27 protein-coding genes are annotated in these 25,675 nt (G+C 68.7%); 16 read left to right on the top strand and 11 right to left on the bottom strand.

The genetic code is table 11. From position 1 onward, the window contains the following. Positions 1-150: 150 nt before the first annotated feature. The 5 genes from DPV79_RS33865 to pxpB form a co-directional block, all read right to left on the bottom strand. Positions 151-465 carry a hypothetical protein gene (locus DPV79_RS33865; protein WP_113047474.1) on the bottom strand — a complete coding sequence of 105 codons (315 nt, stop codon included), beginning with the start codon at positions 463-465 and terminating at the stop codon, positions 151-153. Positions 466-499: 34 nt separating this feature from the next. Beyond that, on the bottom strand, positions 500-688 hold the full coding sequence (locus DPV79_RS33860) for a hypothetical protein (protein ID WP_113047473.1): 189 nt from the start codon (positions 686-688) through the stop codon (positions 500-502). A gap of 414 nt (positions 689-1,102) precedes the next feature. Next, the gene (gene pxpA / locus DPV79_RS33855) at positions 1,103-1,867 is read right to left on the bottom strand and encodes a 5-oxoprolinase subunit PxpA (RefSeq protein ID WP_059483934.1); all 765 of its coding nucleotides are present in this window, start codon (positions 1,865-1,867) and stop codon (positions 1,103-1,105) included. 70 nt (positions 1,868-1,937) lie between these two features. After that, positions 1,938-3,005 (bottom strand): 5-oxoprolinase subunit C family protein, encoded by a 1,068-nt coding sequence (locus DPV79_RS33850; protein ID WP_113047472.1) that lies wholly within the window; start codon positions 3,003-3,005, stop codon positions 1,938-1,940. Continuing rightward, the gene (gene pxpB, locus DPV79_RS33845; protein ID WP_059496547.1) at positions 3,002-3,658 is read right to left on the bottom strand and encodes a 5-oxoprolinase subunit PxpB; all 657 of its coding nucleotides are present in this window, start codon (positions 3,656-3,658) and stop codon (positions 3,002-3,004) included. Before pxpB ends, DPV79_RS33850 begins: the two co-directional genes overlap by 4 nt. Positions 3,659-3,806: 148 nt before the next feature. On the opposite strand from pxpB, the gene DPV79_RS33840 reads away from it, so the two are divergent. After that, positions 3,807-4,319, top strand: coding sequence for a winged helix DNA-binding protein (locus tag DPV79_RS33840; RefSeq protein ID WP_059496546.1), 513 nt, complete (start codon positions 3,807-3,809; stop codon positions 4,317-4,319). 91 nt (positions 4,320-4,410) lie between these two features. On the opposite strand, the gene DPV79_RS33835 is transcribed toward DPV79_RS33840, so the two are convergent. After that, positions 4,411-5,019: a 5-formyltetrahydrofolate cyclo-ligase gene (locus tag DPV79_RS33835; protein ID WP_059812447.1), complete on the bottom strand. Its 609-nt coding sequence runs from the start codon at positions 5,017-5,019 to the stop codon at positions 4,411-4,413. 8 nt (positions 5,020-5,027) lie between these two features. Here DPV79_RS33835 and DPV79_RS33830 point away from each other — a divergent pair, with 8 nt between their 5' ends. From DPV79_RS33830 to DPV79_RS33815, 4 genes are read left to right on the top strand one after another with little or no spacing between them, the layout of a single operon-like run. Continuing rightward, positions 5,028-6,980: a lytic transglycosylase domain-containing protein gene (locus tag DPV79_RS33830; RefSeq protein ID WP_113047471.1), complete on the top strand. Its 1,953-nt coding sequence runs from the start codon at positions 5,028-5,030 to the stop codon at positions 6,978-6,980. A gap of 57 nt (positions 6,981-7,037) precedes the next feature. Next, the gene (locus DPV79_RS33825) at positions 7,038-7,997 is read left to right on the top strand and encodes a complex I NDUFA9 subunit family protein (protein WP_059483926.1); all 960 of its coding nucleotides are present in this window, start codon (positions 7,038-7,040) and stop codon (positions 7,995-7,997) included. A 47-nt stretch (positions 7,998-8,044) separates the two neighbouring features. Then, positions 8,045-8,692, top strand: coding sequence for a glutathione S-transferase family protein (locus DPV79_RS33820; RefSeq protein WP_042977654.1), 648 nt, complete (start codon positions 8,045-8,047; stop codon positions 8,690-8,692). Continuing rightward, positions 8,689-9,930 carry a multifunctional CCA addition/repair protein gene (locus DPV79_RS33815; RefSeq protein WP_059483924.1) on the top strand — a complete coding sequence of 414 codons (1,242 nt, stop codon included), beginning with the start codon at positions 8,689-8,691 and terminating at the stop codon, positions 9,928-9,930. Before DPV79_RS33820 ends, DPV79_RS33815 begins: the two co-directional genes overlap by 4 nt. Positions 9,931-9,969: 39 nt before the next feature. Here DPV79_RS33815 and DPV79_RS33810 read toward each other — a convergent pair whose 3' ends face one another. Beyond that, positions 9,970-10,755, bottom strand: a complete 786-nt coding sequence (locus DPV79_RS33810) for a helix-turn-helix domain-containing protein (protein WP_113047470.1) — start codon at positions 10,753-10,755, stop codon at positions 9,970-9,972. 448 nt (positions 10,756-11,203) lie between these two features. Between DPV79_RS33810 and DPV79_RS33800 the strand changes: the two genes are divergently transcribed. After that, complete coding sequence (locus tag DPV79_RS33800) at positions 11,204-13,054, top strand: M24 family metallopeptidase (protein ID WP_113047468.1); 1,851 nt, start codon at positions 11,204-11,206, stop codon at positions 13,052-13,054. A gap of 19 nt (positions 13,055-13,073) precedes the next feature. On the opposite strand, the gene DPV79_RS33795 is transcribed toward DPV79_RS33800, so the two are convergent. The 4 genes from DPV79_RS33795 to flgA all read right to left on the bottom strand — a co-directional run bounded on the left by DPV79_RS33795 (position 13,074) and on the right by flgA (position 16,880). Further along, positions 13,074-14,429, bottom strand: coding sequence for an SGNH/GDSL hydrolase family protein (locus DPV79_RS33795; RefSeq protein WP_113047467.1), 1,356 nt, complete (start codon positions 14,427-14,429; stop codon positions 13,074-13,076). Positions 14,430-14,655: 226 nt separating this feature from the next. Next, complete coding sequence (locus DPV79_RS33790) at positions 14,656-15,096, bottom strand: flagella synthesis protein FlgN (RefSeq protein ID WP_021163144.1); 441 nt, start codon at positions 15,094-15,096, stop codon at positions 14,656-14,658. A gap of 79 nt (positions 15,097-15,175) precedes the next feature. Continuing rightward, the gene (gene flgM, locus DPV79_RS33785; RefSeq protein WP_048026624.1) at positions 15,176-15,505 is read right to left on the bottom strand and encodes a flagellar biosynthesis anti-sigma factor FlgM; all 330 of its coding nucleotides are present in this window, start codon (positions 15,503-15,505) and stop codon (positions 15,176-15,178) included. A gap of 118 nt (positions 15,506-15,623) precedes the next feature. Continuing rightward, entirely contained in the window at positions 15,624-16,880 is a 1,257-nt protein-coding gene (gene flgA, locus DPV79_RS33780) for a flagellar basal body P-ring formation chaperone FlgA (protein WP_113047466.1), read from the bottom strand. Positions 16,881-17,084: 204 nt separating this feature from the next. Between flgA and flgB the strand changes: the two genes are divergently transcribed. From flgB to DPV79_RS33730, 10 genes are all read left to right on the top strand, one after another. Beyond that, complete coding sequence (flgB, locus tag DPV79_RS33775) at positions 17,085-17,573, top strand: flagellar basal body rod protein FlgB (RefSeq protein ID WP_021164155.1); 489 nt, start codon at positions 17,085-17,087, stop codon at positions 17,571-17,573. Positions 17,574-17,613: 40 nt separating this feature from the next. After that, positions 17,614-18,039 (top strand): flagellar basal body rod protein FlgC, encoded by a 426-nt coding sequence (gene flgC / locus DPV79_RS33770; RefSeq protein WP_021164156.1) that lies wholly within the window; start codon positions 17,614-17,616, stop codon positions 18,037-18,039. 64 nt (positions 18,040-18,103) lie between these two features. Then, entirely contained in the window at positions 18,104-18,856 is a 753-nt protein-coding gene (gene flgD, locus DPV79_RS33765) for a flagellar hook assembly protein FlgD (RefSeq protein WP_021164157.1), read from the top strand. Between the two features lie 33 nt (positions 18,857-18,889). Next, positions 18,890-20,131 (top strand): flagellar hook protein FlgE, encoded by a 1,242-nt coding sequence (flgE, locus tag DPV79_RS33760; RefSeq protein ID WP_021164158.1) that lies wholly within the window; start codon positions 18,890-18,892, stop codon positions 20,129-20,131. 19 nt (positions 20,132-20,150) lie between these two features. After that, complete coding sequence (gene flgF, locus DPV79_RS33755; protein ID WP_027788921.1) at positions 20,151-20,909, top strand: flagellar basal-body rod protein FlgF; 759 nt, start codon at positions 20,151-20,153, stop codon at positions 20,907-20,909. 34 nt (positions 20,910-20,943) lie between these two features. After that, positions 20,944-21,732 (top strand): flagellar basal-body rod protein FlgG, encoded by a 789-nt coding sequence (flgG, locus tag DPV79_RS33750; RefSeq protein ID WP_021164160.1) that lies wholly within the window; start codon positions 20,944-20,946, stop codon positions 21,730-21,732. A 21-nt stretch (positions 21,733-21,753) separates the two neighbouring features. Beyond that, positions 21,754-22,446 (top strand): flagellar basal body L-ring protein FlgH, encoded by a 693-nt coding sequence (gene flgH / locus DPV79_RS33745; RefSeq protein ID WP_021164161.1) that lies wholly within the window; start codon positions 21,754-21,756, stop codon positions 22,444-22,446. 5 nt (positions 22,447-22,451) lie between these two features. After that, a complete protein-coding gene (locus DPV79_RS33740) occupies positions 22,452-23,624 on the top strand; it encodes a flagellar basal body P-ring protein FlgI (protein WP_042978316.1) in 1,173 nt (390 codons plus the stop codon). Further along, on the top strand, positions 23,625-24,608 hold the full coding sequence (flgJ, locus tag DPV79_RS33735) for a flagellar assembly peptidoglycan hydrolase FlgJ (protein ID WP_027788924.1): 984 nt from the start codon (positions 23,625-23,627) through the stop codon (positions 24,606-24,608). 217 nt (positions 24,609-24,825) lie between these two features. Next, a complete protein-coding gene (locus DPV79_RS33730; protein ID WP_021164374.1) occupies positions 24,826-25,581 on the top strand; it encodes a flagellar brake protein in 756 nt (251 codons plus the stop codon). The last annotated feature ends 94 nt before the right edge of the window (positions 25,582-25,675 follow it).

Here is a 25,675-nt window from a genome sequence, read left to right as displayed (position 1 = left end):
GCCATGATAATTCCGGTGCGCCCGCCTCCGAAGCGGGGTGCAAGCGGACTGAAATGAACCCGGCGAATCAGGGGGGCGTTTCAGTGCGTTCATTGCGGTCGGAATTTCATCGGTTTGAGTTCGTTCGGGCTTTCCGCACGACGCGTGACGTCAGTGTCGATTTTTGCGGCTCCATCGGAATTCGACCCAGAGCGAGTAGAAAAGCGCGGCTGACGTGACGATTAGCCACCCGAAAGTCTTTTGTGACGAGAAGGCGCGAAGCAGAATCGCATAGGGAAGCGAAACTATCGCTGTCCGGATGGTTGCGGCAAGAATGATGCCCTTCCAGTTGCCTCCGAAACGGGGGGCTAGCGGAGCAAGAAAAACGCCGTAGGTCCAGTATCTCGTCAGCATGTCGGTGACCGTGCGGAGTTTCATTGGCTGGAGCGCTTTTTGATCAAGAATTGTCAGGTCGGGGAGGAACATTGCCCCGGCCGGGTCGGTCGGGGCTTCGACTCGATCAGAACCGGCAAATCCAGCTTTGGGAAGGGAAATTCCCTCCGCCAGCAAGAATGGCCATTTGAGGGCCGGCCAGCGCTCCCAGCGCTGTTGCGATCGCGAGGTCGGCGAGATTGATCGGGTTCGGATTGAGCGTGCAGGTAATTGCGCCGCTGGCTTGGTTGGTTTCGTTTTGCGTCAGAACTCGCATGATTTAGGTATCCTATAAATATGAGCAAGCCGATCGCTATTCGATTGACTGTCTCCCCTCAAACTTAACAGCGGTTCGGTCGTCAGAAAATATGGAATTTCTCACGGTTTTTTGAGACAAGGCGTTCCGTGATTTTGGCGAAGTGTTCGTGAGCTTCTCCGCGGCCCCGGCGGATCGGTTTTTTGGGCGCAGGTCAAAGGAGTCGCAATAGCGTGCCTTTCGAATGGAGGCGCTGGCCGAGAGGGAGACTTCGGGGAGCGGTCGAAATCTGTCGTTTTCGACGATGGGAGAAACTTGGCGACCGGTGAAGGCGCGTCGCGTCGGATGCTCAGGCTATCGCGACGCACGCAGGCGATGCGGCTTGCACTCAAGAAGCGCTACGCGTGGAGCAAGGGACTGCTGGCGGGGGATGGCTTACGTCCCCTCGTCCGCCTGCAGCGCACCCGGCGCCACCACATCGACACCGGAGGCCTCGAGCGCCGCTCGAATCCGCTTCGCGAACGCGAGCGCATGCGGCCCGTCGCCATGCAGGCAGACGGTCTGCGCATTGAGCGGCACCCATTCGCCGCTCAGTGCCCGCACCTGCCGGTTGCGCACCATGTCGAGCGTGCGCGCGAGCACCGCGTCTTCGTCGTCGATCAGCGCGCCGGGCTGGCTGCGCGGCACGAGCGAGCCGTCCGCGCGGTAGCCGCGATCGGCGAACACTTCCTCCACCGCGGCGAGCCCCGCATGCCGTGCGGCTGCGACGAACACGCTGTTCGCGAGCCCGAACACCGCGAGCGACGGATCGAAGTCGCGGATCGCGGACACCACCGCATCGGCGATCATCGGGTCGCGCGCGGCCTGGTTGTACAGCGCGCCGTGCGGCTTCACGTGCGCGATGCGCCCGCCTTCGGCCTGCGCGATCGCCGACAGCGCGCCGAGCTGGTACAGCACGCCGGCATAGATGTCGCCAGCCGGCAGCTGCATTTCCTTGCGGCCGAAATTCTCCGGATCGTGAAAGCTCGGGTGCGCGCCGATCGACACGCCCTTCTGCACGGCCCAGCGCACGCAGTCGCGCATCGCATTCGCGCCGCCTGCATGCCAGCCGCATGCGATGTTCGCCGATGTGACGAGGTCGAGCAGCGCCTCGTCCGATCCGCATCCTTCGCCGAGATCGGCATTCAGATCGATTTCCATGGTGTTCCTCGTCCACTGATTGCGTGGCCCGTTCTTGCTGCTACTGCCTTCGGTACTGCTACCGCCATCGTCATGCCGCGCGCGACTGGGCGCGGCGGCGCGCTTCCTCGCGCAGGTCGATCGCCACGTCGATCTGCCGCAGATAGGCACGTTCTGCGGCCAGGGCGGCGCGCGCGGCGTCGGGTGTCGTGCGCACGAAGCGGATCGGCAGGTTGAGCCGCGCCTGCGCGAGTTTCCACAGGTCCGCACGGATCACCGTGCCGATCTTCGGGTAGCCGCCGGTGGTCTGCGCGTCATGCATCAGCACGATCGGCTGGCCGTTCGGCGGCACCTGGATCGTGCCGGGCAGCACCGCATGCGACAGCAGCTCGGCCGGCCGCTCGCGCATGAGTTCGACGCCCGCAAGCCGATAACCCATGCGGTTGCTGTTCGCCGTGACGAGCCATTCCTCGTCCCAGAACGCCTGCTGCGCATCGGCGGCGAACGACGCGTAGTCGGGGCCCGGCAGCACGCGCACGGGCATCGCCCACGGCGCATGCGCGGGGCGATGGCGGCGCGGCGGCTCGTCGACGCGCGCGAACGCGCACCACGCCGGCGCCTTTACGCCGAATTCGGGCGCATCGGCCGCGAGGCACCCCATCCCGGCCGGAAGCACGCCGACCGGGAGGCGATCGCCGTCGCGCAGCGCGCGGCCGCCGAGGCCGCCGAAGCGCGACGCGAGATCGGTGCTGCGCGAGCCGAGCATCGGCAGCACGTCGATGCCGCCGGCGATGCACAGGTAGCCGCGCATCCCGCGTTTCGCGGCCGGCAGCACGAGCGTCTGCCCGGCCTCGACCGGCAGGCTCCACCACGAATATACGCGCCGGCCGTCGAGCGTGGCGCCGAACTCGGTGCCGGTGATCGCGATGCGGGTCGCGCGCGTGAAGCGGAAGGCGGCCGGGCCGATCGTGATTTCGACGGCGGCCGCGTCGGGACGGTTGCCGACCAGCCGGTTGCCGACCTCGAGCGCGAGGCTGTCGAGCGCGCCGCCCTGCGCGACGCCGAGATGGCGCGAGCCGCGGCGGCCGAGATCCTGCACGGTGGACAGCGGGCCGGCCCGCACCACCTCGATGGTGCCCGGTGCGTTGTTCTGGGTCATCGCGCGTCGACTCCCGCAATGGTGAAGCGCACGCGGTCGCCGGGCAGCAGCAGCGTCGGCTGCGGCCGCGCCGGATCGAACAGCACGTGCGACGTGCGGCCGATCAGTTGCCAGCCGCCGGGAGACGTGGCCGGGTAGATGCCTGTCTGTGCGCCGCCGATGCCGACCGAGCCGGCCGGCACCTCGAGGCGCGGCGCCGCGCGGCGCGGCGTGTGCAGCGCGGCATCGAGCCCGCCGAGATAGGCGAAACCCGGCTGGAAGCCGACGAAGAACACGACGTAGGCGCCGGCTGCGTGGCGCGCGACGACTTCGTCGGCCGACAGGCCGGTATGGGCGGCGACGGCCGCCAGGTCGGGGCCGGCGGCGCCGCCGTACTCGACCGGGATTTCGACCTCGCGACCGTCCGCATGCTCGACGTCGGCCGTCTCCCACGCGTCACGCAGCGCGGGCGTGAGCGAGTCGGCCGTCGCGGCGAGCGGGTCGAACACGATGGTCAGGTTGTTCATGCCGGGGACGACGTCGATCACGTCGGGCCACGCGCGCGCGGCCTCGGCAACGGCCCAGACGCGGCGCTGGCAATCGAGCGTGGCGGGCGGCGGCACCTCGCAGACGAGGGCGGCATCGCCGAGCGGATAAATGCGGGGTTGCGTCATCGGACTGGCACGGTTCGGACGGCAATGTTAGCGCACATTGTCAATAAAATATCGACAACTTCCCAATAAGCGTTTTCGCCTAGCCCGTATGTCCGGGCTTCTGGCGTACACTCGGCACACCCTGTCATCCGGCTTGCTCCGTCTTTACATGAAGCGTCCTGCGACCAAGATCGTGTCATCCGAACACCTCGTTTCCGATTCGAGCGCGGAGCTGTCGGAGCTCGAATACGGGCTCATCATGGCAGGCAACGCGTTCAACCGGTGGATGGTGCGCTGCATGTCGGCGGCCGGCGCGAAGGACATGACGGCGGTCGAGGTGTCGCTGCTGCATCACGTCAGCCACCGTGAACGCAAGAAGAAGCTCGCCGACATCTGCTTCGTGCTCAATATCGAGGATACGCACGTCGCGACCTATGCGCTGAAAAAACTGATCGCCCGCGGCTATGTGAAGAGCGAGAAGAGCGGCAAGGAAGTATTCTTCTTCGCGACCGACGCGGGCCGCGAGCTGTGCCTGAAGTACCGCGAGGTGCGCGAGCACTGCCTGATCGAGACGCTGAAGGACAGCGGGCTCACCAACGAGCAGATCGGCGACGCGGCGCAGTTGCTGCGCAATGCATCGGGCCTGTACGACACGGCCGCGCGCGCGGCGGCGTCGCTGTAAACGGTTGGGTCAGGGCCGGGGTGGCGCCGGCCGTGGCGCGCGGCAATGCGCCGGCGGGCGTGCGACGACGGACGCGGCGGCGCCCGCCGCATCATCCGGCGGCCGGGTAGAGCGCGCCGTCGGTCACGATCCAGCCCAGTGCGAGATCGTGCGCTTCGGCCGGCAGTGCGTCGACGCGGCACGCTTCATAGGCGATGCCGACCGTCACGGGCGGCCGGCTGCCCGGCCACGCGGCGAGCGTGCGATCGTAATAGCCACCGCCGTAGCCGAGCCGGTAGCGCTGCGGATCGAATCCCACACAGGGAATCAGCAACAGGTCGGGCACGACGACGATTCCCGACGCCGGTTCCGGAATCCGGTGATGGCCTTCGCGCATCGGCGTGTGCGTGTCCCATGCATGGAACTCGAGCGGCGTGTGCCGCTCGCCGATCACGGGCAGCGCCGCGCGCCGGCCGGCACCGGCCGCGCACCAGGCGAGCACCGCATCGCGCGCATCGAATTCACCCGGCAGCGGCCAGTAGAACCCGACCGTGCGCGGCGCGAGCCGTTCGAGCAGCGTGCGCAGCCGCGCGTCGAGCGCGGCATTCGCGGCGGGTTGCGACGCGGCGTCGCGACGCGCGCCGGACAGCGTTTTGCGTAGCGCAACCTTCGGGTTCGGCACAGGGTTGCGTGCTATGCTTTCGCTCACTTCGTGCTCCATTCAAAACGATGTCGAACAGCCTTTTCCGAGTATATCGCGCGGTCGCGCTGACGCTTTCGGCCACCGCGCTCGTCGCGGGCACGGCCGCGTGCGCCGCACCGAACGACGATACGGTCTCCGGGGACGACCAGACCTTCGTGCAGCTTCGTGAAGCCGCGCGCCGCAACGACGCCGCGAAAGCCGCGCAGCTCGCGTCGATGATTCCGAACTATCCGGTACCGTCCTACGTCGAGTATTTCCAGATCAAGCCGCAGTTGTTCGATTCGACGGGCCGCGCGCGCGTGGATGCGCCGGACGCGCCCGTGCAGTCGTTCCTGCAGCGCTACGATGGCCAGGCGATCGCCGACCGCCTGCGCAACGACTACCTGCTCGTGCTCGGCGCGCGCCACGACTGGCGCAACTTCGACGATCAATACAAGCGCTTCGTGCTCGACGACGACACGCAGGTCAAGTGTTATGCGCTCGAATCGCGCGCGGCGCGCGGCGAGAACGTCGCCGATGCGGCACGCGCGCTGCTCGTCGAGCCGAAGAATTACGGCGACGCATGCGTCGACCTGATCACCGCGCTGACGGTCAACCAGCAGTTCACGAGCGACGACGTGTGGCAGCAGGCGCGCCTCGCGTACGAGCAGAACTACACGACGCTCGGCGGCAAGATCGTCGACGCGCTCGGCGCGCGTCCGGTCGGCTTCGACCAGGCGACGAGCGCGCCGCCGCTGTACCTCGCGCGCGGCGTCGGCCCCGACGCGACGTCGCACCAGCTCGCGCTGATCGCGCTCGGCCGCATGGCGCGCAACGATCCGGACGCGGCCGCCGGCATGCTCACGACGATCGCGCCTTCGCTGACCAAACAGGAGCAGGCGATCGCGTGGGGCGCGATCGGCTACCAGGGCGCGATCAAGCGCTCGCCGCTCGCATCGGTCTGGTATGCGAAATCCAAGAATGCGCCGCTGTCGAACCCGGGCTACGAATGGCGCACGCGCGCCGCGCTGCTCGCCGGCAACTGGCCGATGGTGCGCTGGTCGATCGAGCAGATGCCGCCGTCGCTGCGCGACGATCCGGCGTGGATCTACTGGCATGCGCGCGCGCTCAAGCAGAGCGGCGACACGCTGCAGGCGAACCAGGAATTCGAGCAGGTCGCCGGGCAGTACAACTTCTACGGGCAGCTCGCCGGTGAAGAGCTCGGCCAGCGCACGACGATCCCGCCGCGCACGAAGGTGAGCGACGCCGAGATCGACGCGATGGGCAAGATTCCGGGCTTCGCGCTCGCGCAGCGTTTCTACGCGCTGAACCTGCGCCTCGAGGGCAACCGCGAATGGAACTGGCCGCTGCGCGGGATGACCGATCGCCAGCTGCTCGCGGCCGCCGAGTACGGCAAGCGTGTCGACCTGCTCGACCGCACGGTCAACACGGCCGACCGCACGAAAGCGGAGCACGATTTCACGCTGCGCTACCCGTCGCCGTACCGCAACATCGTCGAGCGCTACGCGCAGTCGACGGGCCTCGACACCGAATGGGCGTACGGGCTGATCCGCCAGGAGTCGCGCTTCATCACGAGCGCGCGTTCGTCGGTGGGCGCGGGCGGCCTGATGCAGCTGATGCCGGCCACCGCGCAGATGGTCGCGAAGAAGCTCGGCCTCGGCACGATCTCACGCACGCAGATGCACGACATCGATACCAACATCCAGCTCGGCACCTGGTATCTGGCTGACATCTACAACAACTTCGACAGCTCGCCGGTGCTCGCCACGGCCGGCTACAACGCGGGCCCGGGCCGGCCGCGCCAGTGGCGCCAGGTGTTGACGCAGCCGGTCGAAGGCGCGATCTTCGCAGAAACGATTCCGTTCAACGAGACGCGCGACTACGTGAAGAACGTGCTGTCGAACACCGTCTATTACGCGGCGCTCTTCGAGGGCAAACCGCAGTCGTTGAAGAAACGTCTAGGCATGATCTCGCCCTGATAAGCAATCTTCACACTGCCGCGCGAGACGCGGCAGTGTTCTTTTGAGGCCCACATCATGGATCGCCAGACCGTCGCGCTGCTGGGCGGCACCGGCTTCATCGGCAGCCGGCTCGTCAATGCGCTGATCGAAGCCGGCAAGCAGGTACGGATCGGCACGCGCCGGCGCGACCACGCGCGCCACCTGCAGATGCTGCCGGTCGAAATCGTCGAGCTCGAAGCGCTCGACACGCGCACGCTCGCGCGCTTCGTCGCCGGTGCGCACGCGGCGATCAACCTCGTCGGCGTGCTGCACGGCGGCCGCGGTACGCCCTACGGGCCCGGCTTCGAGCGCGCGCACGTCACGCTGCCGGCCGCGCTCGCGACCGCCTGCACCGAGGCGGGCGTGCGGCGCGTGCTGCACATGAGCGCGCTCGGCGCCGATTCGCATGGCGCGAGCATGTACCAGCGCTCGAAGGGCGACGGCGAGGCCGCGCTGCATGCGATCGCGGCGACCGATTCGCTCGCGCTGACGATCTTCCGCCCGTCGGTCGTGTTCGGCCCCGGCGATGCGTTCCTCAACACGTTCGCGAACCTGCAGCGCACGGTGCCCGTGCTGCCGCTCGCGATGCCCGACGCGCGCTTCCAGCCCGTGTTCGTCGGCGATGTCGTGCGCGCGTTCGTCAACACGCTCGATCTCGCGGCCGCGCACGGCAAGACCTACGAACTCGGCGGCCCGACCGTCTACACGCTCGAGCAGCTGGTCCGCTATTGCGGCACGCTGGTCGGCCGGCAGGCACGCATCGTGCGGCTGCCCGACGCGCTCGCGCGGCTGCAGGCGAGCGTGTTCGAATGCCTGCCCGGCGAGCCCGTGCTCACGCGCGACAATCTCGCGACGATGTCGGTGCCGAACGTGCTGTCGGGGCCGCTCGCGCCGGAGCTCGGGATCTCGCCCGCGAGTCTCGAAAGCATCGCGCCCGCGTATCTCGGCCAGGCCGCGCAGCGGTCCCGGTTCGACTGGTTCCGCTCGCGCCGCTAGGCGTTCAGCTTCACCCTTTTCACCTTCTCGCTTTCCGGAACACCGTCATGAAACTCGTCATTGGAGACAAGAACTACTCGTCGTGGTCGATGCGTCCGTGGCTGCTGCTCGTGCATTTCGGCATCCCGTTCGACGAGATCGCGATCGAGCTGCGCCACGACGACACGGCCGCACGCATCCTCGAGTATTCGCCGTCCGGCAAGGTGCCGTGCCTGATCGACGACCACGGCGTCGCGATCTGGGATTCGCTCGCGATCGCCGAGACGCTCGCCGAACGCTATCCGCAGTTTCCGATGTGGCCGGCCGATCCGCTCGAGCGCGCGCATGCGCGCTGCGTCGCGGCCGAGATGCATGCGGGCTTCGCGGCGCTGCGCACGCAGATGGGCATGAACGTGCGCGCGTCGATGCCGGGGCGCGGCGCGACGCCCGATGCGCTCGCCGACGTCGCGCGCATCGACGCGTTGTGGAGCGCGTGCCTCGAGGCGTCGGGCGGGCCGTTCCTGTTCGGCGAATTCGGGATTGCCGATGCGATGTACGCGCCCGTCGTGATGCGCTTCAACACGTACGCGCCGGGCCTGTCGCCGGAGGCGGCCGGTTATGCGGCCCGCGTGACGGCGCTGCCGGCCGTCCAGCGCTGGATCGACGCCGCGCGCCGTGAAACGAACGTGATCGCTGAATTCGAGCCGCAGCCATGAACATCTACGCAGTAGGCGGTGCGATCCGCGACGAATTGCTCGGCGTGCCCGTGCAGGACCGCGACTACGTGGTGGTGGGCGCGACCCCCGAGCAGATGGCCGCGCAGGGTTTCCGGCCGGTGGGCAAGGATTTCCCGGTCTTCCTGCATCCGCGGACGCAGGAGGAGTACGCGCTCGCACGCACCGAGCGCAAGACGGCGGCCGGTTATCACGGCTTCCAGTTTCATTACGCGCCGGACGTGACGCTCGACGAGGATCTCGCGCGGCGCGACCTGACGATCAACGCGATGGCGCGCGAGGTGAGCCCGGAGGGCGAGCTGGTCGGGCCCGTGATCGACCCGTTCGACGGGCAGGCCGACCTGCGCGCGCGCGTGTTCCGCCATGTGAGCGATGCGTTCGTCGAGGATCCGGTGCGGATCCTGCGCATCGCGCGCTTTGCCGCCCGGTTCGCGGATTTCACGGTCGCGGACGAAACGCTCGCGCTGATGCGGCGGATGGTCGACGCGGGCGAGGTCGACGCGCTCGTGCCCGAACGCGTCTGGCAGGAAATCGCGCGCGGGCTCATGGAGGTGAAACCGTCGCGGATGTTCGCGGTGCTGCGCGAGTGCGGCGCGCTCGCGCGCATCCTGCCCGAAGTCGATGCGTTGTGGGGCGTGCCGCAGCGCGCCGACTACCACCCGGAGGTCGACACCGGCGTGCACGTGATGATGGTCGTCGACTATGCGGCGAAGCAGGGTTATTCGCTGCCGGTGCGCTTCGCGGCGCTCACGCACGATCTCGGCAAGGCGACGACGCCTGCCGACGTGCTGCCGCGCCATATCGGCCACGAGGGACGCAGCGTCGACCTGCTCAAGCCGTTGTGCGAACGGCTGCGCGTGCCGAACGAATGCCGCGATCTCGCGCTCGTGGTCGCGCGCGAGCACGGCAACCTGCATCGCGTGATGGAGATGGGCGCGGCCGCGCTGGTGCGGCTGTTCGAGCGCAGCGACGCGCTGCGCAAGCCGGCGCGTTTCGCCGAGATGCTGCAGGCGTGTGAATCGGATGCGCGCGGGCGGCTCGGGCTCGATACGCAGCCGTATCCGCAGGCCGAGCGGCTGCGTGTCGCGCTCGCGGCCGCGCGCAGCGTCGATGCCGGCGCGATCGCGCGCGGCATCGGCAACGATACGGAGAAGATCCGGGAGGCCGTGCATCGCGCGCGGATCGAGGCTGTCGCGCAGGCGCTCGAGATCGGCGAATAGGGCGGCAGGAAGGGCGCGCGTCGCGCGCCTGCAAAGCCGTTACGGCTTCTTCTTGCGTGCCGGCTTGGCGGCCGCCACGCGTTTGCCGGCGGCCGCGCGCGGCTTGGCTGCCGCCTTCTGGTCTTTTTTCACCGAGCCGGCGGCCCGATCGCGATCCGCCCGTTCGGGCGCCGGCGCGCGGCGGCTCGTGCGCGGTTCGTCCGCTGTGGCGCGCACGACGGGGGCCGGTTTCGTGGTGTCCGTCGTCGCGGACACGAACCCGGCGCGACGGTCGTCGAACAGCGGCAGCGTGCCGACCGCGATCAGCTCGGCCGGCCCGTCGCCCACGTTGGCGACCCGATGCCGCTTGCGCGCGTCGAAGTGCAGCGAGTCGCCGGGCGACAGCGCGTAATGCTTCTTGCCGATCGTGAAGCAGATCCGGCCGGCCAGCACGTACACGAATTCGTCGCCGCCGTGCGCCACCCATTCCGAGCGGTAGCCTTCCATCATCCGCACCTTGAGCGCGTTGATCTGGCTGCCGTCGAACGTGGTGGACAGGCGTTCGTACCATTGCGACGTGGCGTCGAGCGCGTACGCCTTGCGGCTGCCCTCGTGCGAATCGGGCCGCACCTGGCGCGGCTGGTCGATCAGCGCGCCGAGCGGCACGTCGAGCGCCTTCGCGACGTTGACGAGCGACGACAGCGAGATGCCCGTGAGATGGCGCTCGACCTGGGACAGGAACCCGACCGACAGTTTCGCTTCGGTCGCGACTTCCTGCAGCGTCTTCTTCGCTTCCCGGCGCAGGCGGCGAATGCGCTGGCCGATACGCATGAGGTCTGAATCCATGAATCTCTTTCGCGGCAACGAATCGGGAGGCGGACGGGCGGTGCAGTCGCCGGACAGGGAATTCCGCGCACCGCAGAAGCACGGCCGTCGGGGCGGCGATGCCGGCGCATTGTACCGCGCGGTGCCGCCGGACGAACGCCCGTTGTGCCGGGATCCGCAAGCGTCATGCCGATTTTAGCCCTACGAAAATTTCAGCTTGACCTCAATTTCAGCGTGCTCTAGATTCTGTCGCGCGCATCAAAAAAAGTTAAGTGAGACGAAATTTTTTAAAGGGCCCGCCGCCGGGACGGTACGGCGGCCCGGCGTCGTGCCGCGCCGGGTCGAGCGTCGACCGTGCAGCGGCGCCGGGCCGCGTCAGGCCTGCTTCAAGCCTGCTTTGGGCCCGCTTTGGGCCTGTACCCCGCCGCGTCACCGCCGGCCGCCGACAACAATGCATAACGGGCTTCCGATGATCGATCGACTGAAATACAGCTTCTCCGGCCTTCCCCCGTACGACGCGTCCGTCGTCGACACGCAGGCGGCCTTGTCGCGCCTGCTCGACGCCGCGCGGCTCGACGCGGTACTGGTCACGTCACAGGACGAATACGTGACCGAGTACCTGCCGCGCAGCAACAACCCGCGTTATGCGCTGTCGGGCTTCGACGGTTCGGCCGGCTGCGGGATCTTCCTGAGCGCGGCGACCGCGCAGGCGCTCGGCGTGCCGCCGTTCGTGCTGTTCGTCGACGGCCGTTATCACCTGCAGGCCGAGCAGCAGTGCGATCCGGCGCGCGTGCGCATCGAGAAGCTCGGGATGAACGTGACGATCTGGCAGGCGATGGCCGACTGGCTGGTCGCGCACGGGAGCCGGCTCGCACGGGTCGGCTACGACGCGCGGCGGATCAGCGTCGCGCAGCGCGATCGCCTGTTCGAGCGGACGCAGGCCGCGTCGCTCGACTGGACGAGTCTCGCCGATCGCGAGATCGATCGCGCGATCGCGTTGCCGGGCTGGGTCGTCGAGCGGCCGATCTTCGAGGTGCCGGAAGCGATGACCGGCCTGAGCGTCGCGCAGAACCTCGACGCGCTGAACACCAAGCTCGCCGCGCACACCGGCGCGCCGGACGGCAGGACCGCCTTCTTCACCTGCGCATCGGACGACCTCGCGTATCTGCTGAACAGCCGCGGTTATCACATCCCGAATGCGTCGTCGCACCTCGGTTTCCTGTTCGCGGTGGGCGGGCAGGTGGCGTTGTTCCTGCCGGAAGGCTGCGACCGCTGCGAGGTCGCGCTCGAGTCGTATCCGGCGCTGCATGTGATCCGGCGCGATGTCGCGGCGCTCGAGCGCTTTCTCGCGCCGTTCGCGGTCGAGCACGTGTGCTACGGCTTCGAATCGGTGAACTGCGCGCTCGTCGACGCGGTGAAGCGGGTGTGGCCGCAGGCGCGGCATGCCGACTTCAACCCGGTCGAGGCGATGCGGGCCGGCAAGACGCCGGCGGTGCTCGACCGGTTCCGCGACGCGTTTGCGCGCAGTTCCGCGGCGATCGCCGAGACGATGCGCTGGGCGAAGACGGGCGAGCCGGGTGTGCGCCATACCGAATACGACCTGGCGCGCGCGATCAACGATGCATACGCCGCGCGCTCCGCGGTTGCGCTGACGTTTCCGTCGATCGCCGCGAACGGCGCGAACAGCGCGTTCGCGCATTACACGGCGGCGAGCGCCGACGTCGAGCTGACGGAAGGCGAACTCGTGCTGCTCGACAGCGGCGCGTATTACGAAGCCGGCTTCGCGACGGACTGCACGCGCGTGGTGCTGCGCCGGACGCGCGCGGATACGGTCGCGCAGCCGTGGCAACGCGAGATCTACACGGTCGCGCTGAAGGCCTGCATCAAGGGGCTCGTCACGCGCTTCCCGAGCACGGCAAAGGGCGGCGACGTCGATGCGCTCGTGCGGCAGGTGTGCCGCGATCACGGCCACGATTTCGGCCACGGCACCGGGCACGGCGTCGGGATTCACGTGCACGAGGGCGGCGTGCGGTTCGCGCCGGGCGCGCAGTACGGGCTCGTGCCGAATGCGGTGATTTCGGTCGAGCCGGGCATCTACCTGCCGGGCAAGGGCGGCGTGCGGATCGAGAACATCGTGATCATCCGTCAGGACGACGCGCAGCCGGATACCGTGACGTTCGAGAACATCGTGACGGTCGGCTACGACTGGGACCTGATCGATCTCGACCTGCTGGACGACGACGAGCGCGCGTACCTGCGCGACTACGAGCGGCTGTGCGTCGAGCGCGGCACGCAGGTCACCGCGTGTCCGCTGCTGTAGGCACCGCCGCCCGCACCGGTCAGTTCAGCAGGCGCGCCCGTGCGAACGGCGCGATCCGCTCGGCGAGCCACGCGTGCGTGCGTGTCGTCGGGTGCAGCGTGTCCCAGAACACGAAGCGCGCCGGGTCGCGGCAGTCCGCACGCGGCGTCTGCGCGCTCAGGTAGGTGAGCGACGACGGTTTCGGGATGTCGAGGCACGCGCGCTTCGCGTCGTCGAAGCCGTATTGGGCCGGATGGCTCAGCAGGTCGTCGAACAGCGCGTACGCGTCGAACACCTCGAGCCGCAGCGTCGCGCCGTAACGGGCGCGCAGCGCGGCGGCCGCGTCGGCGAGGCGCCGGTTGTAGTCCTTCACCTGCGCGGCGACGCTCGCCGTGTCGGTGCGCGTCGCGAACACCGGTGCGCGCGACACGTCCGGCAGCGTGACGAGCATGATCCGCGTCGCGCCGGCCGCGGCGAGCCGCTCGAGGCTGTCGCGCACCGCATTCGCCGCCTGCTCGGGCGAGCGCCCGTAGTTCACCAGGTCGTTGCCGCCCGCGAACACCGCGAACAGCGTGTTGGCGGGCCGGTAGTCCGGTGCTCGATCCATGTATTCGCGCCACGAGTCGATCTGCTGAACGAGGCCCGGCACGACGAGGTACTGGTCGGTCGCCGCGCCGCCGATCGCCCAGTTGTAGAACGGCAGCCGCAGCGCGTTCGCGAGATATTCGGCCCACACCGGGCCGTTGCTGAAACGCCCCGCCTGCCAGCTCGTGCCGTTCGGCAGCTTCCACTGGCTCGCGTTGAACATGTTCTGCGTGTCGGACAGGCTGTCGCCGAACACGATCAGCTTGTTGACGCGTGCGTCCTGTTGCGCGGCGTCGAGGGTCCATACCGTGTAGTTGAACGACAGCGCGTTGTTTGCCGCGACCGCCTGCACGAGGTCGGACCCGATGCCTTTCGCGGCCAGCGTCTTGCGGCACACGTCGGCGAGCGTGTCCTGCGTCGTCGTGCTGTAGAACATGTTCTTCCACTGCGTGATGCCGTCCGCCCACCAGTAGCCGGACACGCGATACCAGTCGCCGCCGGCGGGGTCGCGCGCCCATTCGTAGGTCGCGGCCGGCTTCAGCGGATCCGCGTCGATCCGGTACCAGCAGCGCAGGTACGTGTAGGTGTCGGAGCCGCGGCGCGGCGCGCGCGGCGTCGCGCCGGGCGTGGCCGGGGCGGCCGGCGGCACGATGTCGGGGCCGGCCGGCGACAGCGACATGTCGCCCGTCGGCACGGGCAGCGGCGCGACGCCGGCGGCCTGCGCGGCGGACAGCGTCAATGCGGCGCCCAGCGTCGCGGCGGCGGAAACGGCGGCGATGCGGTACGAAAACGGAATGCGGAAATATGGCATGCGGCCCTCTTCTGATTGTTGTGACGGGACGGCGGCGCGGCTGCGCAGCCGTGTATCGGAAGGGACCGTGGGTGCCGGGTTCGAGCCCGGTCTGTCGAAACTCGGGAAGCCGCGAATGGCGGCGAGGTGCTGCGAGGTACTGCGAGGTACTGCGAGCTGCTATGAGGTGGTGCGGCAGGAAAGGCAGCGGCGCCGCTGCCGGTCGCTCGGTTGGTCAGTCCGTGCGTCAGCGCATGAGCGCCGATACGCGCCCGTCGGGGCCATAGACGCCAGCCGGCGCGGGCGCCGAGCGCAGTACCGCGAGCGCGCGCTCGTTGTAGTCCATCCGGATCCGGATCAGCATCCCGTTGTTCGCATTGGCCTGGCGCGCACGTTCGGCGGCCTGTTGCAGCAGCTGCCAGCGGCCGGCGAGGCGCGCATCGCGCTCGGCGGCCTGGTCCATCCCCTTCTTGCCGGCCGGAAAGCCGAGCGCGGAAAGCTGGGTGTCGCGCGTGCGTTCGAGCTGCGCGAGCCGGTCGATCAGCTCGCTCTTCTTCTCGACGATCCCGGGCAGCATCTCGAGCGGCTGGGCCATCGTCAGCGCCTTTTCCTCGTAGGCGAGCAGGGACGCGAACGCCTCGACCGTCGCGTGTTCGTCGTTGACCGTGGCCAGCAGCTCTTCTCTCATCGCGTCATGCTCGTCGCGCCGGCGCGGGTTGGGCGCGCCGGCAAACCGGTAGACCGGGGGACCGGCCGCGAGGCCGGCTTCAGTTGCCCGGGCGCTGCTGCTGCAGCAGCTCGCGGGCGGTATTCAATATGCCGTCGGCGATCTTGCTCGCATCGATCGTCAACGTGCCGTTGTTCAGCGCGTCCTTGATCGACTGGACGAGGCCCGTGTCGATATCGGCGTTGCCGGACGCGGATACCGAACGCAACTGGCCGGACAGACCCGACAGGTTCACGGTCGTGTCGCCGCCGGTCGACCCTGCGTCGGCCGCCTGCGCGGACGAAGACGAGGCCGCGCCGGATGGCGCACGGGTCGCGCCGTTGCCGGTCGGCGCCAGGGGGCTCGGGTTCGGAGTGGAATCGATCTTCACGATGGGTTTCCTGTTCGGTTTGACCCAGATAACGGCCGGGTCGGCCCGAACTTTAGCATCGCGAGCCCGAAATGCTCCGAATAAACAATTCTTTACATTCTTGCCGCAGGATCCGTCCCTACAGCGGAATCTCCACGGTGCCGGCGTCCTTGACGATCGCCGTGACGATCTGGCCCGCCGCCATCCGCACCCTGACCGACTGGCCGGGCGCGGCATTCGCCAGCGCGCTGCCCTCGGCCGAAATCGTGAAACCGGGCCCGGCCGCGACCACCCGCACCGTCTGGCCGGCCGACACCGACGCCGCGCTCTTCAGCAGGTCCTGCCGCAGCGGCAGCCCGGCCGAGATGCGCGCGAGCGCGGTCGAGCCGATCGCCTGCGCCGGATCGGTGATCACCGCGAGCGGCAGCACCGTCAGGTCGCCGTCGCGGGCGACCAGGTCGGCCGCGGAGAGCGGCTCGCCGGGCGCGATCTGGCGCGCGGCGACGTAATAGGTGGCCTGTACGGTGACTTTCGCCTGCAGGTAGACGGTCCACGGCCGCTCGCCCGCGCAGCGCACGCCGACCGTCGTGCGGCCCCACAGGCGCGCGCCGGTCGGCATGAACGGCTCGAGCGTCGTGCACGCGGCGAGCCCGCGCGGAAACGCGGTCGTGACCGTCGCGGTGGTCTTGCCGGGCAGGCCCGCGATCTGCTGCTGCAGGAACGCGAGGGCCGCGCGGCGGATCGACTCGGGATCCTGCTGGCCGAGCGGCGTCGCGGGTTGGGCGGCATTGGTGGGATTGGCTGCCGGGGCCGGGTTGGCGGAACCCGGCGTCGCGCGCGGCGCCGGCAACGCCGACGCGGCGCGGGCGGCCGCCATGCGTGCGGCGAAGGCCGGCTGCGGGGCCGGCCGCACGGGATTCGACGCGGGTTCGGCCGTGCCGGCGACGACCGTCGCGATCGCAGTCGGATCGGCGGCACGCGGCGCGCCGTATCCGGCGTTCGCGCGGGTGGCTGCGTAGACGGGGCGGGGCGCGGGCGCCGGTGCCACAGCAGCCGGCGGCGGGACGGTCGTCACGACCATCGTGCCGGCCGGTTGCGGCGCGTAGCCGGTGCCGGCGGCACCCGTGCCGCTCGTCGAGCGACCCGCGTCCGGCGCGAGGCCCGCACCCGGCGCCATCGCCGCATTCCCGCCGAACTGCCCGCCGCTTGCCGCATTGGCGTGCGCGAGCGCGGTTTCGGCCGTCTCGCCGCGCCCGGGAATCACGATCATCCCGTCGTCCGCATGCGCGGCCGGGGCGGCGATCCACACTGCCGCGGCGAGCGCAAAGGCACGCGCAAACGCACGCCGGACGTGCATGAGCCGCCCGTTCCTTCCGCGAAGTGCGCTGCCAGTCATCGCCCGATCCCCGATCCGTTGCTCCGCTTCGCATTCTAGGGAGCGGGGCCGTCGCGCAAACGATGAATAGAGGGGGCCTTTGCCGCGTTATTCGCCCGATTGCCGGTTGCGTCCGGCGCCTACCATCGCTGTCATGGAAAAAAGCCTCTCGGGCCGCCATCCGGCGCGAGGGGCGTGCAGCGCTTCATACGGAGAGACGCACACATGCTGGACAAACTCGATGCGGAATTCGCGTTCGGCCGACAGGCGCTCGACGTGCGCGCCTACCGGCAGGAACTGCTGTCGTCGAACATCGCGAACTCCGACACGCCCGGCTACCAGGCCCGCGACGTCGATTTCGCGTCGACGCTCGCGCGCTCGCTGAAGCAGGCCAATGGCGGCCTCGCGCCGAGCAACGCCGCGCAACTGCCGATGACGCAGCCGGCCGGCGTGACGAGCGGCATGTCGATGGTGTCGACGGCGGCGGGGCACATGGCCGGCACCGCGAAGCTGATCCCGACGGGCGGCCCGGCGGACGACTACGGCCGCGCGCAGTACCGGATGCCGCTGCAGCCGTCGCTCGACGGCAACACGGTCGATCTCGACGTCGAGCGCGTGCAGTTCGCGAACAACGCGCTGCACTACCAGACCGGGATGACCGTGATGACCCAGCAGATCAAGGCGATGATCGCCGCGATCACGACGAACCAGTGACGGCGCGCGCCGCCTCCGAATCCGAGCAAAAGGAGCTTCCATGCCTTCGTTGATGAACATCTTCGGCGTTGCCGGCTCGGCGCTGTCCGCGCAGTCGCAGCGCCTGAACGTCACCGCGTCGAACCTCGCGAACGCCGACAGCGCGACCGGCCCCGACGGCAAGCCGTACAAGGCCAAGCAGGTCGTGTTCGCGACCGACCCGATCGGCGGCGCGCGCACCGCGTCCGGCCAGGGCGTGGGCGGCGTGCGCGTGACGAAGGTGATGGACGACCCGTCGCCGATGAAGTCGACCTACGACCCGTCGAACCCGGCCGCCGACGCGAACGGCTACGTGCAGATGCCGAACGTCGATCCGGTGCAGGAGATGGTGAACATGATCTCGGCGTCGCGCTCGTACCAGGCCAACGTCGAGACGCTGAACACCGCGAAGACGCTGATGCTCAAGACGCTGACGATCGGCTCGTAAGCCGCGCGCCGACCGACCTCACAGACCCGACAGTTCCGAAAGTCCAGACAGAAGGCCACCCAGGATGACTTCCTCCAGCACGACGATCGGCAGCAACGGCACGAACGTGTCGAACCTGCCGACCGACACGATGAACACCAACAACGTGTCGTCGACCAACGGCACGTCGGCGAGCGACCTGCAGGCGACGTTCCTGAAGCTGCTCGTCACGCAGCTGCAGAACCAGGACCCTACGAGCCCGGTCGACAGCTCGCAGATGACGTCGCAGCTCGCGCAGATCAACACGGTGAGCGGCATCGCGCAGCTGAATACGTCGCTCACGTCGCTGTCGTCGCAGCTCACGGCCGGCCAGCAGACGCAGGCCGCGCTGCTGATCGGCACGAACGTGCTCGCGCCGGGCAACGCGGTCGCGGTGAAGGGCGGCGCGGCGTCGCCGTTCGGCGTGTCGCTGTCGAGCTCGGTGTCGAACCTGACGATCACCGTGAAGAACGCGGCGGGCACCGTGGTGAACACGATCAAGGCGGGCGCGCAGTCGGCCGGCACCGTGCCGTTCAACTGGACGCCGACCGACTCGGCGGGCAACGCGCTGCCGGACGGCAAGTACACGGTCAGCGCGTCGTACACCGACAGCAACGGCACGCCGCAGCCGGCCACGACGCTCGCGGCCGCGACGGTGCAGAGCGTGATCAAGCAGGCGGACGGCACGGCGGGGCTCGTGCTGTCGAACGGCACGACGGTGGGGCTGACCCAGGTCGCGTCGATCTTCCCGAACACCGCGTCGTCCTCGTCGTCGGCCGGCGGCACCACCACCAACTGATACTGATCGAGCATTCTCGAAACGGAGACCGAAATGGGTTATCAACAGGGTCTGAGCGGCCTCTCGGGTGCATCGAACGCGCTCGACGTGATCGGCAACAACATCGCCAACGCGAACACGGTCGGCTTCAAGTCGAGCACCGCGCAGTTCGCCGACATGTACGCGAACTCGGTCGCGACGTCGACCAACACGCAGATCGGCATCGGGACGCGGCTGAACTCGGTCGAGCAGAACTTCGGCCAGGGCGGGATCACCACGACGAACTCGTCGCTCGACGTCGCGATCAACGGCAACGGCTTCTTCCAGATGTCGAACAACGGCGTGACGACGTACTCGCGCGACGGCACGTTCCAGCGTGACAAGAACGGCTTCATCGTCGACTCGCAGGGCCGCAACCTGATGGGCTACGCAGCCAACGCGGGCGGCGTGATCAACACCGCGCAGACCGTGCCGCTGCAGGCGCCGACGACCAACCTCGCGCCGACCGCGACGACCAAGATCTCCGCGCAGTTCAACCTGAACTCGCAGGACACGGTGCCGACCAAGACGCCGTTCAACGCGACCGACAACACGACGTACAACTACTCGACGTCGATCCAGGTATACGACTCGCTCGGCGGCTCGCAAGCGGTCAACATGTATTTCGTGAAGTCGGCGGCCGGCACGTGGGAAGCGTACGCGGGCGTGCAGGGCGGCGCGACGAACGACCTCGGGACGGTCACGTTCAACTCGTCGGGCGCGATCCAGAGCACGACGACGGGCACGCCGGCCACGCCGACCACGTCGCTCGGCCAGTTCCAGTTCACGGTGCCGAACACCGACGGCTCGGCGACGCCGCAGAACCTCACGCTCGACCTGACCGGCACGACGCAGTACGGCGGCAAGGACGGCGTGAACAACCTCGCGCAGGACGGCTTCGCGAGCGGCACGCTGACGACCTACACGATCGGCACCGACGGCAAGCTGACCGGCAACTACTCGAACGGCCAGACGTCCGTGCTCGGCCAGATCGCGCTCGCGAACTTCAACAACCCGAACGGGCTGGTGAACCTCGGCGGCAACCAGTACGCGGAAAGCTCCGCGTCGGGCGTGCCGCAGATCTCGGCGCCGGGCAGCACGAACCACGGCACGCTGCAGGGCAGCGCGCTCGAGAGCTCGAACGTCGACCTCACGTCGCAGCTCGTCAACCTGATCACCGCGCAGCGCAACTACCAGGCGAACGCGCAGACGATCAAGACGCAGCAGACCGTCGACCAGACGCTCATCAACCTGTAAGCGCGGATAACGGGCAGCCATGGACCGACTGATCTACACGGCGATGACGGGCGCGTCGCAGTCGCTCGACCAGCAGGCGATCGTCGCGAACAACCTCGCGAACGCGTCGACGACGGGCTTTCGCGCGCAGCTCGCGACGTATCGCGCGGTGCCGATGAATTTCGGCGACGGCAGCAACATCGACCCGACGACGACGCGCACCTACGTGCTCGCATCGACGCCCGGCGCCGATTACGCGCCGGGTCCGATCACGCGCACCGGCAACCCGCTCGACGTCGCCGTGCAGGGCGCCGGCTGGCTGGCGGTGCAGGCGGCCGACGGCAGCGAGGCGTACACGCGCGCCGGCAACCTGCATGTCGACGAGAACGGCCAGCTCGTCACCGCGAGCAACCTGCCGGTGGTCGGCAACGGCGGCCCGATCTCGGTGCCGCCGAACGCGGAAGTGACGATCGGCAAGGACGGCACGGTGTCCGCGCTGATGCCGGGCGACCCGCCGACGGCGGTCGCGATCGTCGACCAGATGAAGCTCGTCAATCCCGATCCGGCCACGCTCACGCGCGGCAACGACGGGTTGTTCCGCACCGCCGACGGTAATCCGGCCGACGCCGACCCGAACGTGGTCGTCACGCCGAATTCGCTCGAGGGCAGCAACGTCAACCCGGTGACCGCGATGGTCGCGATGATCGACAACGCGCGCGCGTTCCAGCTTCAGTCGAAGCTGATCCAGACGGCCGACCAGAACGAGCAGTCGGCGAACCAGCTGCTCAACTTCAGCTGAGCGCCCGCGCCAGCCCACGCAGGAGAATTGACAAGTGAACCGTTCGCTCTACATCGCCGCCACCGGCATGAATGCGCAGCAGGCGCAGATGGACGTGATTTCGAACAACCTCGCGAACACCAGCACGAACGGCTTCAAGGCGTCGCGCGCGGTGTTCGAGGATCTGCTGTACCAGACCATCCGCCAGCCGGGCGCGAACTCGACGCAGCAGACCGAGCTGCCGTCGGGCCTGCAGCTCGGCACCGGCGTGCAGCAGGTCGCGACCGAGCGCCTGTACACGCAGGGCGGCCTCACGCAGACCGGCAACTCGAAGGACGTCGCGATCAACGGCGCGGGCTTCTTCCAGGTGCTGATGCCGGACGGCACGAACGCGTACACGCGCGACGGCTCGTTCCAGACCAACGCGCAGGGCCAGCTCGTCACGTCGAGCGGCTACCAGATCCTGCCGGCGATCACGATCCCGCAGAACGCGACGTCGCTGACGATCGGCAAGGACGGCGTCGTGTCGGTCACGCAGGCGGGCTCGACCAACTCGGTGCAGATCGGCTCGCTGCAGATCGCGACCTTCATCAACCCGGCCGGCCTCGAGGCGCGCGGCGAGAACCTGTTCTCCGAGACCACGTCGTCGGGCGCGCCGAACGTGTCGCAGCCGGGCCTGAACGGCGCGGGCGTGCTCAACCAGAACTACGTCGAAGCGTCGAACGTGAACGTCGTGCAGGAGCTCGTCAACATGATCCAGACGCAGCGTGCCTACGAGATCAACAGCAAGGCCGTGACGACGTCCGACCAGATGCTGCAGACCGTCACGCAGATGAAGAGCTAACCGGAAAGTCCCGTCGTCGCCATGAAGCAGGTTCGCCTCCTCCCGTCAGCCACCGTCCGCGCCGCATGCGCGGTCGCGGTGGCGGCGCTCGCCGCCGGTTGCGCGCAGATTCCGCGCGATCCGATCATCCAGCAGCCGATGACGGCACAGCCGCCGGCGCCGATGTCGATGCAGGCGCCCGGCTCGATCTACAACCCCGGTTACGCGGGGCGGCCGCTGTTCGAGGATCAGCGGCCGCGCAACGTCGGCGACATCCTGACGATCATGATCGCGGAGAACATCAACGCGACCAAGTCGTCGGGCGCGAACACGAACCGGCAGGGCAACACCGACTTCAACGTGCCGACGGCCGGCTTCCTCGGCGGGCTGTTCGCGAAGGCGAACCTGTCGGCCGCCGGCAACAACAAGTTCGCGGCGACCGGCGGCGCGAGCGCGGCGAACACGTTCAACGGCACGATCACGGTGACCGTCACCAACGTGCTGCCGAACGGCAACCTGGTGGTCAGCGGCGAGAAGCAGATGCTGATCAACCAGGGCAACGAATTCGTGCGCTTCTCGGGCGTCGTGAACCCGAACACGATCTCGGGCGCGAACTCGGTCTACTCGACGCAGGTCGCTGACGCGAAGATCGAATACTCGTCGAAGGGCTACATCAACGAAGCCGAGACGATGGGCTGGCTGCAGCGCTTCTTCCTCAACATCGCGCCGTGGTGATGACGATGCAGAAGACCCTGTTCAACCGGCTGTCGGCCCGCGCGCATGCCGCCGCGCGGCTCGCCCTCGTGTTCGCGGCGTGCGTGCTCGGCGCGGCGCCCGCGCACGCGGAACGCCTGAAGGATCTCGCGCAGATCCAGGGCGTGCGCGACAACCCGCTGATCGGCTATGGCCTCGTCGTCGGTCTCGACGGCACGGGCGACCAGACGATGCAGACGCCGTTCACGACGCAGACGCTCGCGAACATGCTCGCGAACCTCGGCATCTCGATCAACAACGGTTCGGCCAACGGCGGCCCGTCGTCGCTGAGCAACATGCAGCTGAAGAACGTCGCGGCCGTGATGGTGACCGCCACGCTGCCGCCGTTCGCGCGGCCGGGCGAGGCGCTCGACGTCACCGTGTCGTCGCTCGGCAACGCGAAAAGCCTGCGCGGCGGCACGCTGCTGCTCACGCCGCTGAAGGGCGCGGACGGCCAGGTCTACGCGCTCGCGCAGGGCAACATGGCGGTCGGCGGCGCGGGCGCGAGCGCGAACGGCAGCCGCGTGCAGGTGAACCAGCTCGCGGCCGGCCGGATCGTCGGCGGCGCGATCGTCGAGCGTTCGGTGCCGAACGCGATCGCGCAGATGAACGGCGTGCTGCAGCTGCAGCTGAACGACATGGACTACGGCACCGCGCAGCGGATCGTGTCCGCGGTCAATTCGAGCTTCGGCCCGGGCACCGCGACGGCGCTCGACGGCCGCACGATCCAGCTCGCCGCGCCGGCCGATTCGGCGCAGCAGGTCGCGTTCATGGCGCGCCTGCAGAACCTCGACGTGAGCCCGGACAAGGCCGCGGCGAAGGTGATCCTGAACGCGCGCACCGGCTCGATCGTGATGAACCAGATGGTCACGCTGCAGAGCTGCGCGGTCGCGCACGGCAACCTGTCGGTCGTGGTCAACACGCAGCCGGTGGTATCGCAGCCGGGGCCGTTCTCGAACGGGCAGACGGTGGTGGCGCAGCAGTCGCAGATCCAGCTCAAGCAGGACAACGGCGCGCTGAAGATGGTGACGGCCGGCGCGAATCTCGCCGACGTCGTGAAGGCGCTGAACACGCTCGGCGCGACGCCCGCGGACCTGATGTCGATCCTGCAGGCGATGAAGGCCGCCGGCGCGCTGCGCGCCGACCTGGAGATCATCTAAATGGCAGCCTCTCTTCCGAACGCGAACGACCTCACGCAGCGCTTCGCGCTCGACGTGCAGGGTTTCGACGCGCTGCGCGCGCAGGCGAAACAGTCGCCGCAGGCCGGCGCGAAGGCGGTCGCCGGCCAGTTCGACGCGATGTTCACGCAGATGATGCTCAAGAGCATGCGCGACGCGTCGCCGGACGGCGGGCTGTTCGATTCGCATACGTCCAAGCTGTACACGTCGATGCTCGACCAGCAGCTCGCGCAGCAGATGTCGACGCGCGGGATCGGCGTCGCCGACGCGCTGATGAAGCAGCTGCTGCGCAATGCGGGGCAGGGTGCGGGCAGCGACACGGCGGCCGACGTCGGCGCGGCCGGCCTGGGCGCGGGCGGCCTCGGCACGTCGGGTAACGAAGGCGGCCTCGCCGCGATGAACGCGATGGCGAAGGCCTACGCGAACGCGGCGAACAACGGCGGGCTCGCCGGCACGCGCGGCTATTCGGCCGGCAGCGCGCTGACGCCGCCGCTGAAGGGCGCGAGCGGCGTGCAGGACGCCGACGCGTTCGTCGACCGGCTCGCGGGCCCCGCGCAGGCGGCCAGCGCGTCGACCGGCATCCCGGCGCGCTTCATCGTCGGCCAGGCCGCGCTCGAGTCGGGCTGGGGCAAGCGCGAGATCCGCGCGAGCGACGGCTCGACCAGCTACAACGTGTTCGGCATCAAGGCGACCAAGGGCTGGACCGGCCGCACGGTGTCGGCGCTGACGACCGAATACGTGAACGGCACGCCGCGCCGCGTGGTCGCGAAGTTCCGCGCGTACGACTCGTACGAGCACGCGATGACCGATTACGCGACCCTGCTGAAGAACAATCCGCGCTACTCGGGCGTGCTGAGCGCGAGCCGCAGCGTCGAAGGCTTCGCGCACGGGATGCAGAAGGCCGGCTACGCGACCGACCCGAACTACGCGAAGAAGCTGATCTCGATCATGCAGCAGATCGGCTGACGGCCCGTCGGCCAGCGCCGTTGCCCCTTTCGGACCGCGCCCGGCAGCCCGCCGCGCGCGGTTTCAACGTTTGCGCGAAAAAAATCCCCGTTTCGATCTAAACTTTCGGTCAGCACTGCCGCTAAGTGTGAGAGACCTGCGACCGGGCCCCCGTTCTGGCCCGGTTTTATCGCGCACCGGTTGCCCGGGCGCCCATGACAAGAAAGACCGGCTAGCCATGAATATCGAAACGTCGACGGACCCCAGCCTGGATGCAGGCCACTCCGGGCCCGACTATGCCCGCCGCAATCCGCTGGAAATCGGCGTGCAGCTGCGCAACCTCGTCAATCGCGGCGATTTCCTGACCGTCCAGTACCCGGGCGGCCAGCTCGTCACGCGCCTGCTCGAGGTGGATGTCGGCGCGCGGACGTTCACGTTCGACTGGGGCGCGCTGTCCGAGCAGAACGCCGGCATCCTGGGCGCGTCGCACTGCACGTTCGCGGCCGCGCCGGAGGGCGTGCGCGTCGAATTCTCCACGGGCACGCCGCGCGAGACGCGCTACGAGGGGCTGCCCGCGTTCGTCGCCGATTTCCCCGACGTCCTGATGTGCATCCAGCGCCGCGAGTATTTCCGCGTCGATGCGCCGGTCGTCGATCCGTACGTGTGCCGCGGCAAGCTGCCGGACGGCGAGAGCTTCCTGTTCGAGGTGCACAACCTGTCGCTCGGCGGCGTGGGGCTGCGCACGGCGGACGAACGCGTCGAGGCGCTCGAGGTCGGCACGCTGCTGCCCGACGTCGAGCTCGAACTGACCGGTCACGGCAAGCTGTCGCTCGACCTGCAGCTCGTGTCGCAGCGTTCGACGCAGATGCCGAACGGGTCGCGGCGCTACCAGCTCGGCTTTCGCTACATGTCGCTGCCGGGCAGCGCGGAGAACACGCTGCAGCGGCTGATCACGCAGCTCGAGATGAAGCGCCGCTCGCTCGCGCGGGCCTGACGCGCACGCGGCCGCCGGCCCCGCCCGGGGCCGCTCGAGGCTGCCCGAGGCCGCTCGAGGCCGCCCACGCACCGCCGCCGGCCCGGGCCGCCGG

This window comes from Burkholderia reimsis (assembly GCF_003294055.1).
In the GTDB taxonomy this organism is placed as follows: Bacteria; Pseudomonadota; Gammaproteobacteria; order Burkholderiales; family Burkholderiaceae; genus Burkholderia; species Burkholderia cepacia.
Note: the sequence above shows the minus strand (reverse complement) of the source record. Positions and strands in the feature narration are given on the sequence as shown.

Excerpts from the sequence above, each read along its gene's own strand:
- DPV79_RS33840 (WP_059496546.1), top strand. The coding sequence starts at position 3,807 with ATGAAGCGTCCTGCGACCAAGATCGTGTCATCCGAACACCTCGTTTCC.
- DPV79_RS33865 (WP_113047474.1), bottom strand. The coding sequence starts at position 465 with ATGTTCCTCCCCGACCTGACAATTCTTGATCAAAAAGCGCTCCAGCCA.
- DPV79_RS33810 (WP_113047470.1), bottom strand. The coding sequence starts at position 10,755 with ATGGATTCAGACCTCATGCGTATCGGCCAGCGCATTCGCCGCCTGCGC.
- DPV79_RS33740 (WP_042978316.1), top strand. The coding sequence starts at position 22,452 with ATGCAGAAGACCCTGTTCAACCGGCTGTCGGCCCGCGCGCATGCCGCC.
- DPV79_RS33830 (WP_113047471.1), top strand. The coding sequence starts at position 5,028 with ATGTCGAACAGCCTTTTCCGAGTATATCGCGCGGTCGCGCTGACGCTT.
- DPV79_RS33730 (WP_021164374.1), top strand. The coding sequence starts at position 24,826 with ATGAATATCGAAACGTCGACGGACCCCAGCCTGGATGCAGGCCACTCC.
- flgA (WP_113047466.1), bottom strand. The coding sequence starts at position 16,880 with ATGACTGGCAGCGCACTTCGCGGAAGGAACGGGCGGCTCATGCACGTC.
- DPV79_RS33860 (WP_113047473.1), bottom strand. The coding sequence starts at position 688 with ATGCGAGTTCTGACGCAAAACGAAACCAACCAAGCCAGCGGCGCAATT.
- flgJ (WP_027788924.1), top strand. The coding sequence starts at position 23,625 with ATGGCAGCCTCTCTTCCGAACGCGAACGACCTCACGCAGCGCTTCGCG.
- DPV79_RS33795 (WP_113047467.1), bottom strand. The coding sequence starts at position 14,429 with ATGCCATATTTCCGCATTCCGTTTTCGTACCGCATCGCCGCCGTTTCC.
- pxpA (WP_059483934.1), bottom strand. The coding sequence starts at position 1,867 with ATGGAAATCGATCTGAATGCCGATCTCGGCGAAGGATGCGGATCGGAC.
- DPV79_RS33835 (WP_059812447.1), bottom strand. The coding sequence starts at position 5,019 with ATGGAGCACGAAGTGAGCGAAAGCATAGCACGCAACCCTGTGCCGAAC.
- flgB (WP_021164155.1), top strand. The coding sequence starts at position 17,085 with ATGCTGGACAAACTCGATGCGGAATTCGCGTTCGGCCGACAGGCGCTC.
- pxpB (WP_059496547.1), bottom strand. The coding sequence starts at position 3,658 with ATGACGCAACCCCGCATTTATCCGCTCGGCGATGCCGCCCTCGTCTGC.
- flgF (WP_027788921.1), top strand. The coding sequence starts at position 20,151 with ATGGACCGACTGATCTACACGGCGATGACGGGCGCGTCGCAGTCGCTC.
- DPV79_RS33825 (WP_059483926.1), top strand. The coding sequence starts at position 7,038 with ATGGATCGCCAGACCGTCGCGCTGCTGGGCGGCACCGGCTTCATCGGC.
- DPV79_RS33815 (WP_059483924.1), top strand. The coding sequence starts at position 8,689 with ATGAACATCTACGCAGTAGGCGGTGCGATCCGCGACGAATTGCTCGGC.
- flgH (WP_021164161.1), top strand. The coding sequence starts at position 21,754 with ATGAAGCAGGTTCGCCTCCTCCCGTCAGCCACCGTCCGCGCCGCATGC.
- flgC (WP_021164156.1), top strand. The coding sequence starts at position 17,614 with ATGCCTTCGTTGATGAACATCTTCGGCGTTGCCGGCTCGGCGCTGTCC.
- flgD (WP_021164157.1), top strand. The coding sequence starts at position 18,104 with ATGACTTCCTCCAGCACGACGATCGGCAGCAACGGCACGAACGTGTCG.
- DPV79_RS33790 (WP_021163144.1), bottom strand. The coding sequence starts at position 15,096 with ATGAGAGAAGAGCTGCTGGCCACGGTCAACGACGAACACGCGACGGTC.
- DPV79_RS33800 (WP_113047468.1), top strand. The coding sequence starts at position 11,204 with ATGATCGATCGACTGAAATACAGCTTCTCCGGCCTTCCCCCGTACGAC.
- DPV79_RS33820 (WP_042977654.1), top strand. The coding sequence starts at position 8,045 with ATGAAACTCGTCATTGGAGACAAGAACTACTCGTCGTGGTCGATGCGT.
- flgE (WP_021164158.1), top strand. The coding sequence starts at position 18,890 with ATGGGTTATCAACAGGGTCTGAGCGGCCTCTCGGGTGCATCGAACGCG.
- DPV79_RS33850 (WP_113047472.1), bottom strand. The coding sequence starts at position 3,005 with ATGACCCAGAACAACGCACCGGGCACCATCGAGGTGGTGCGGGCCGGC.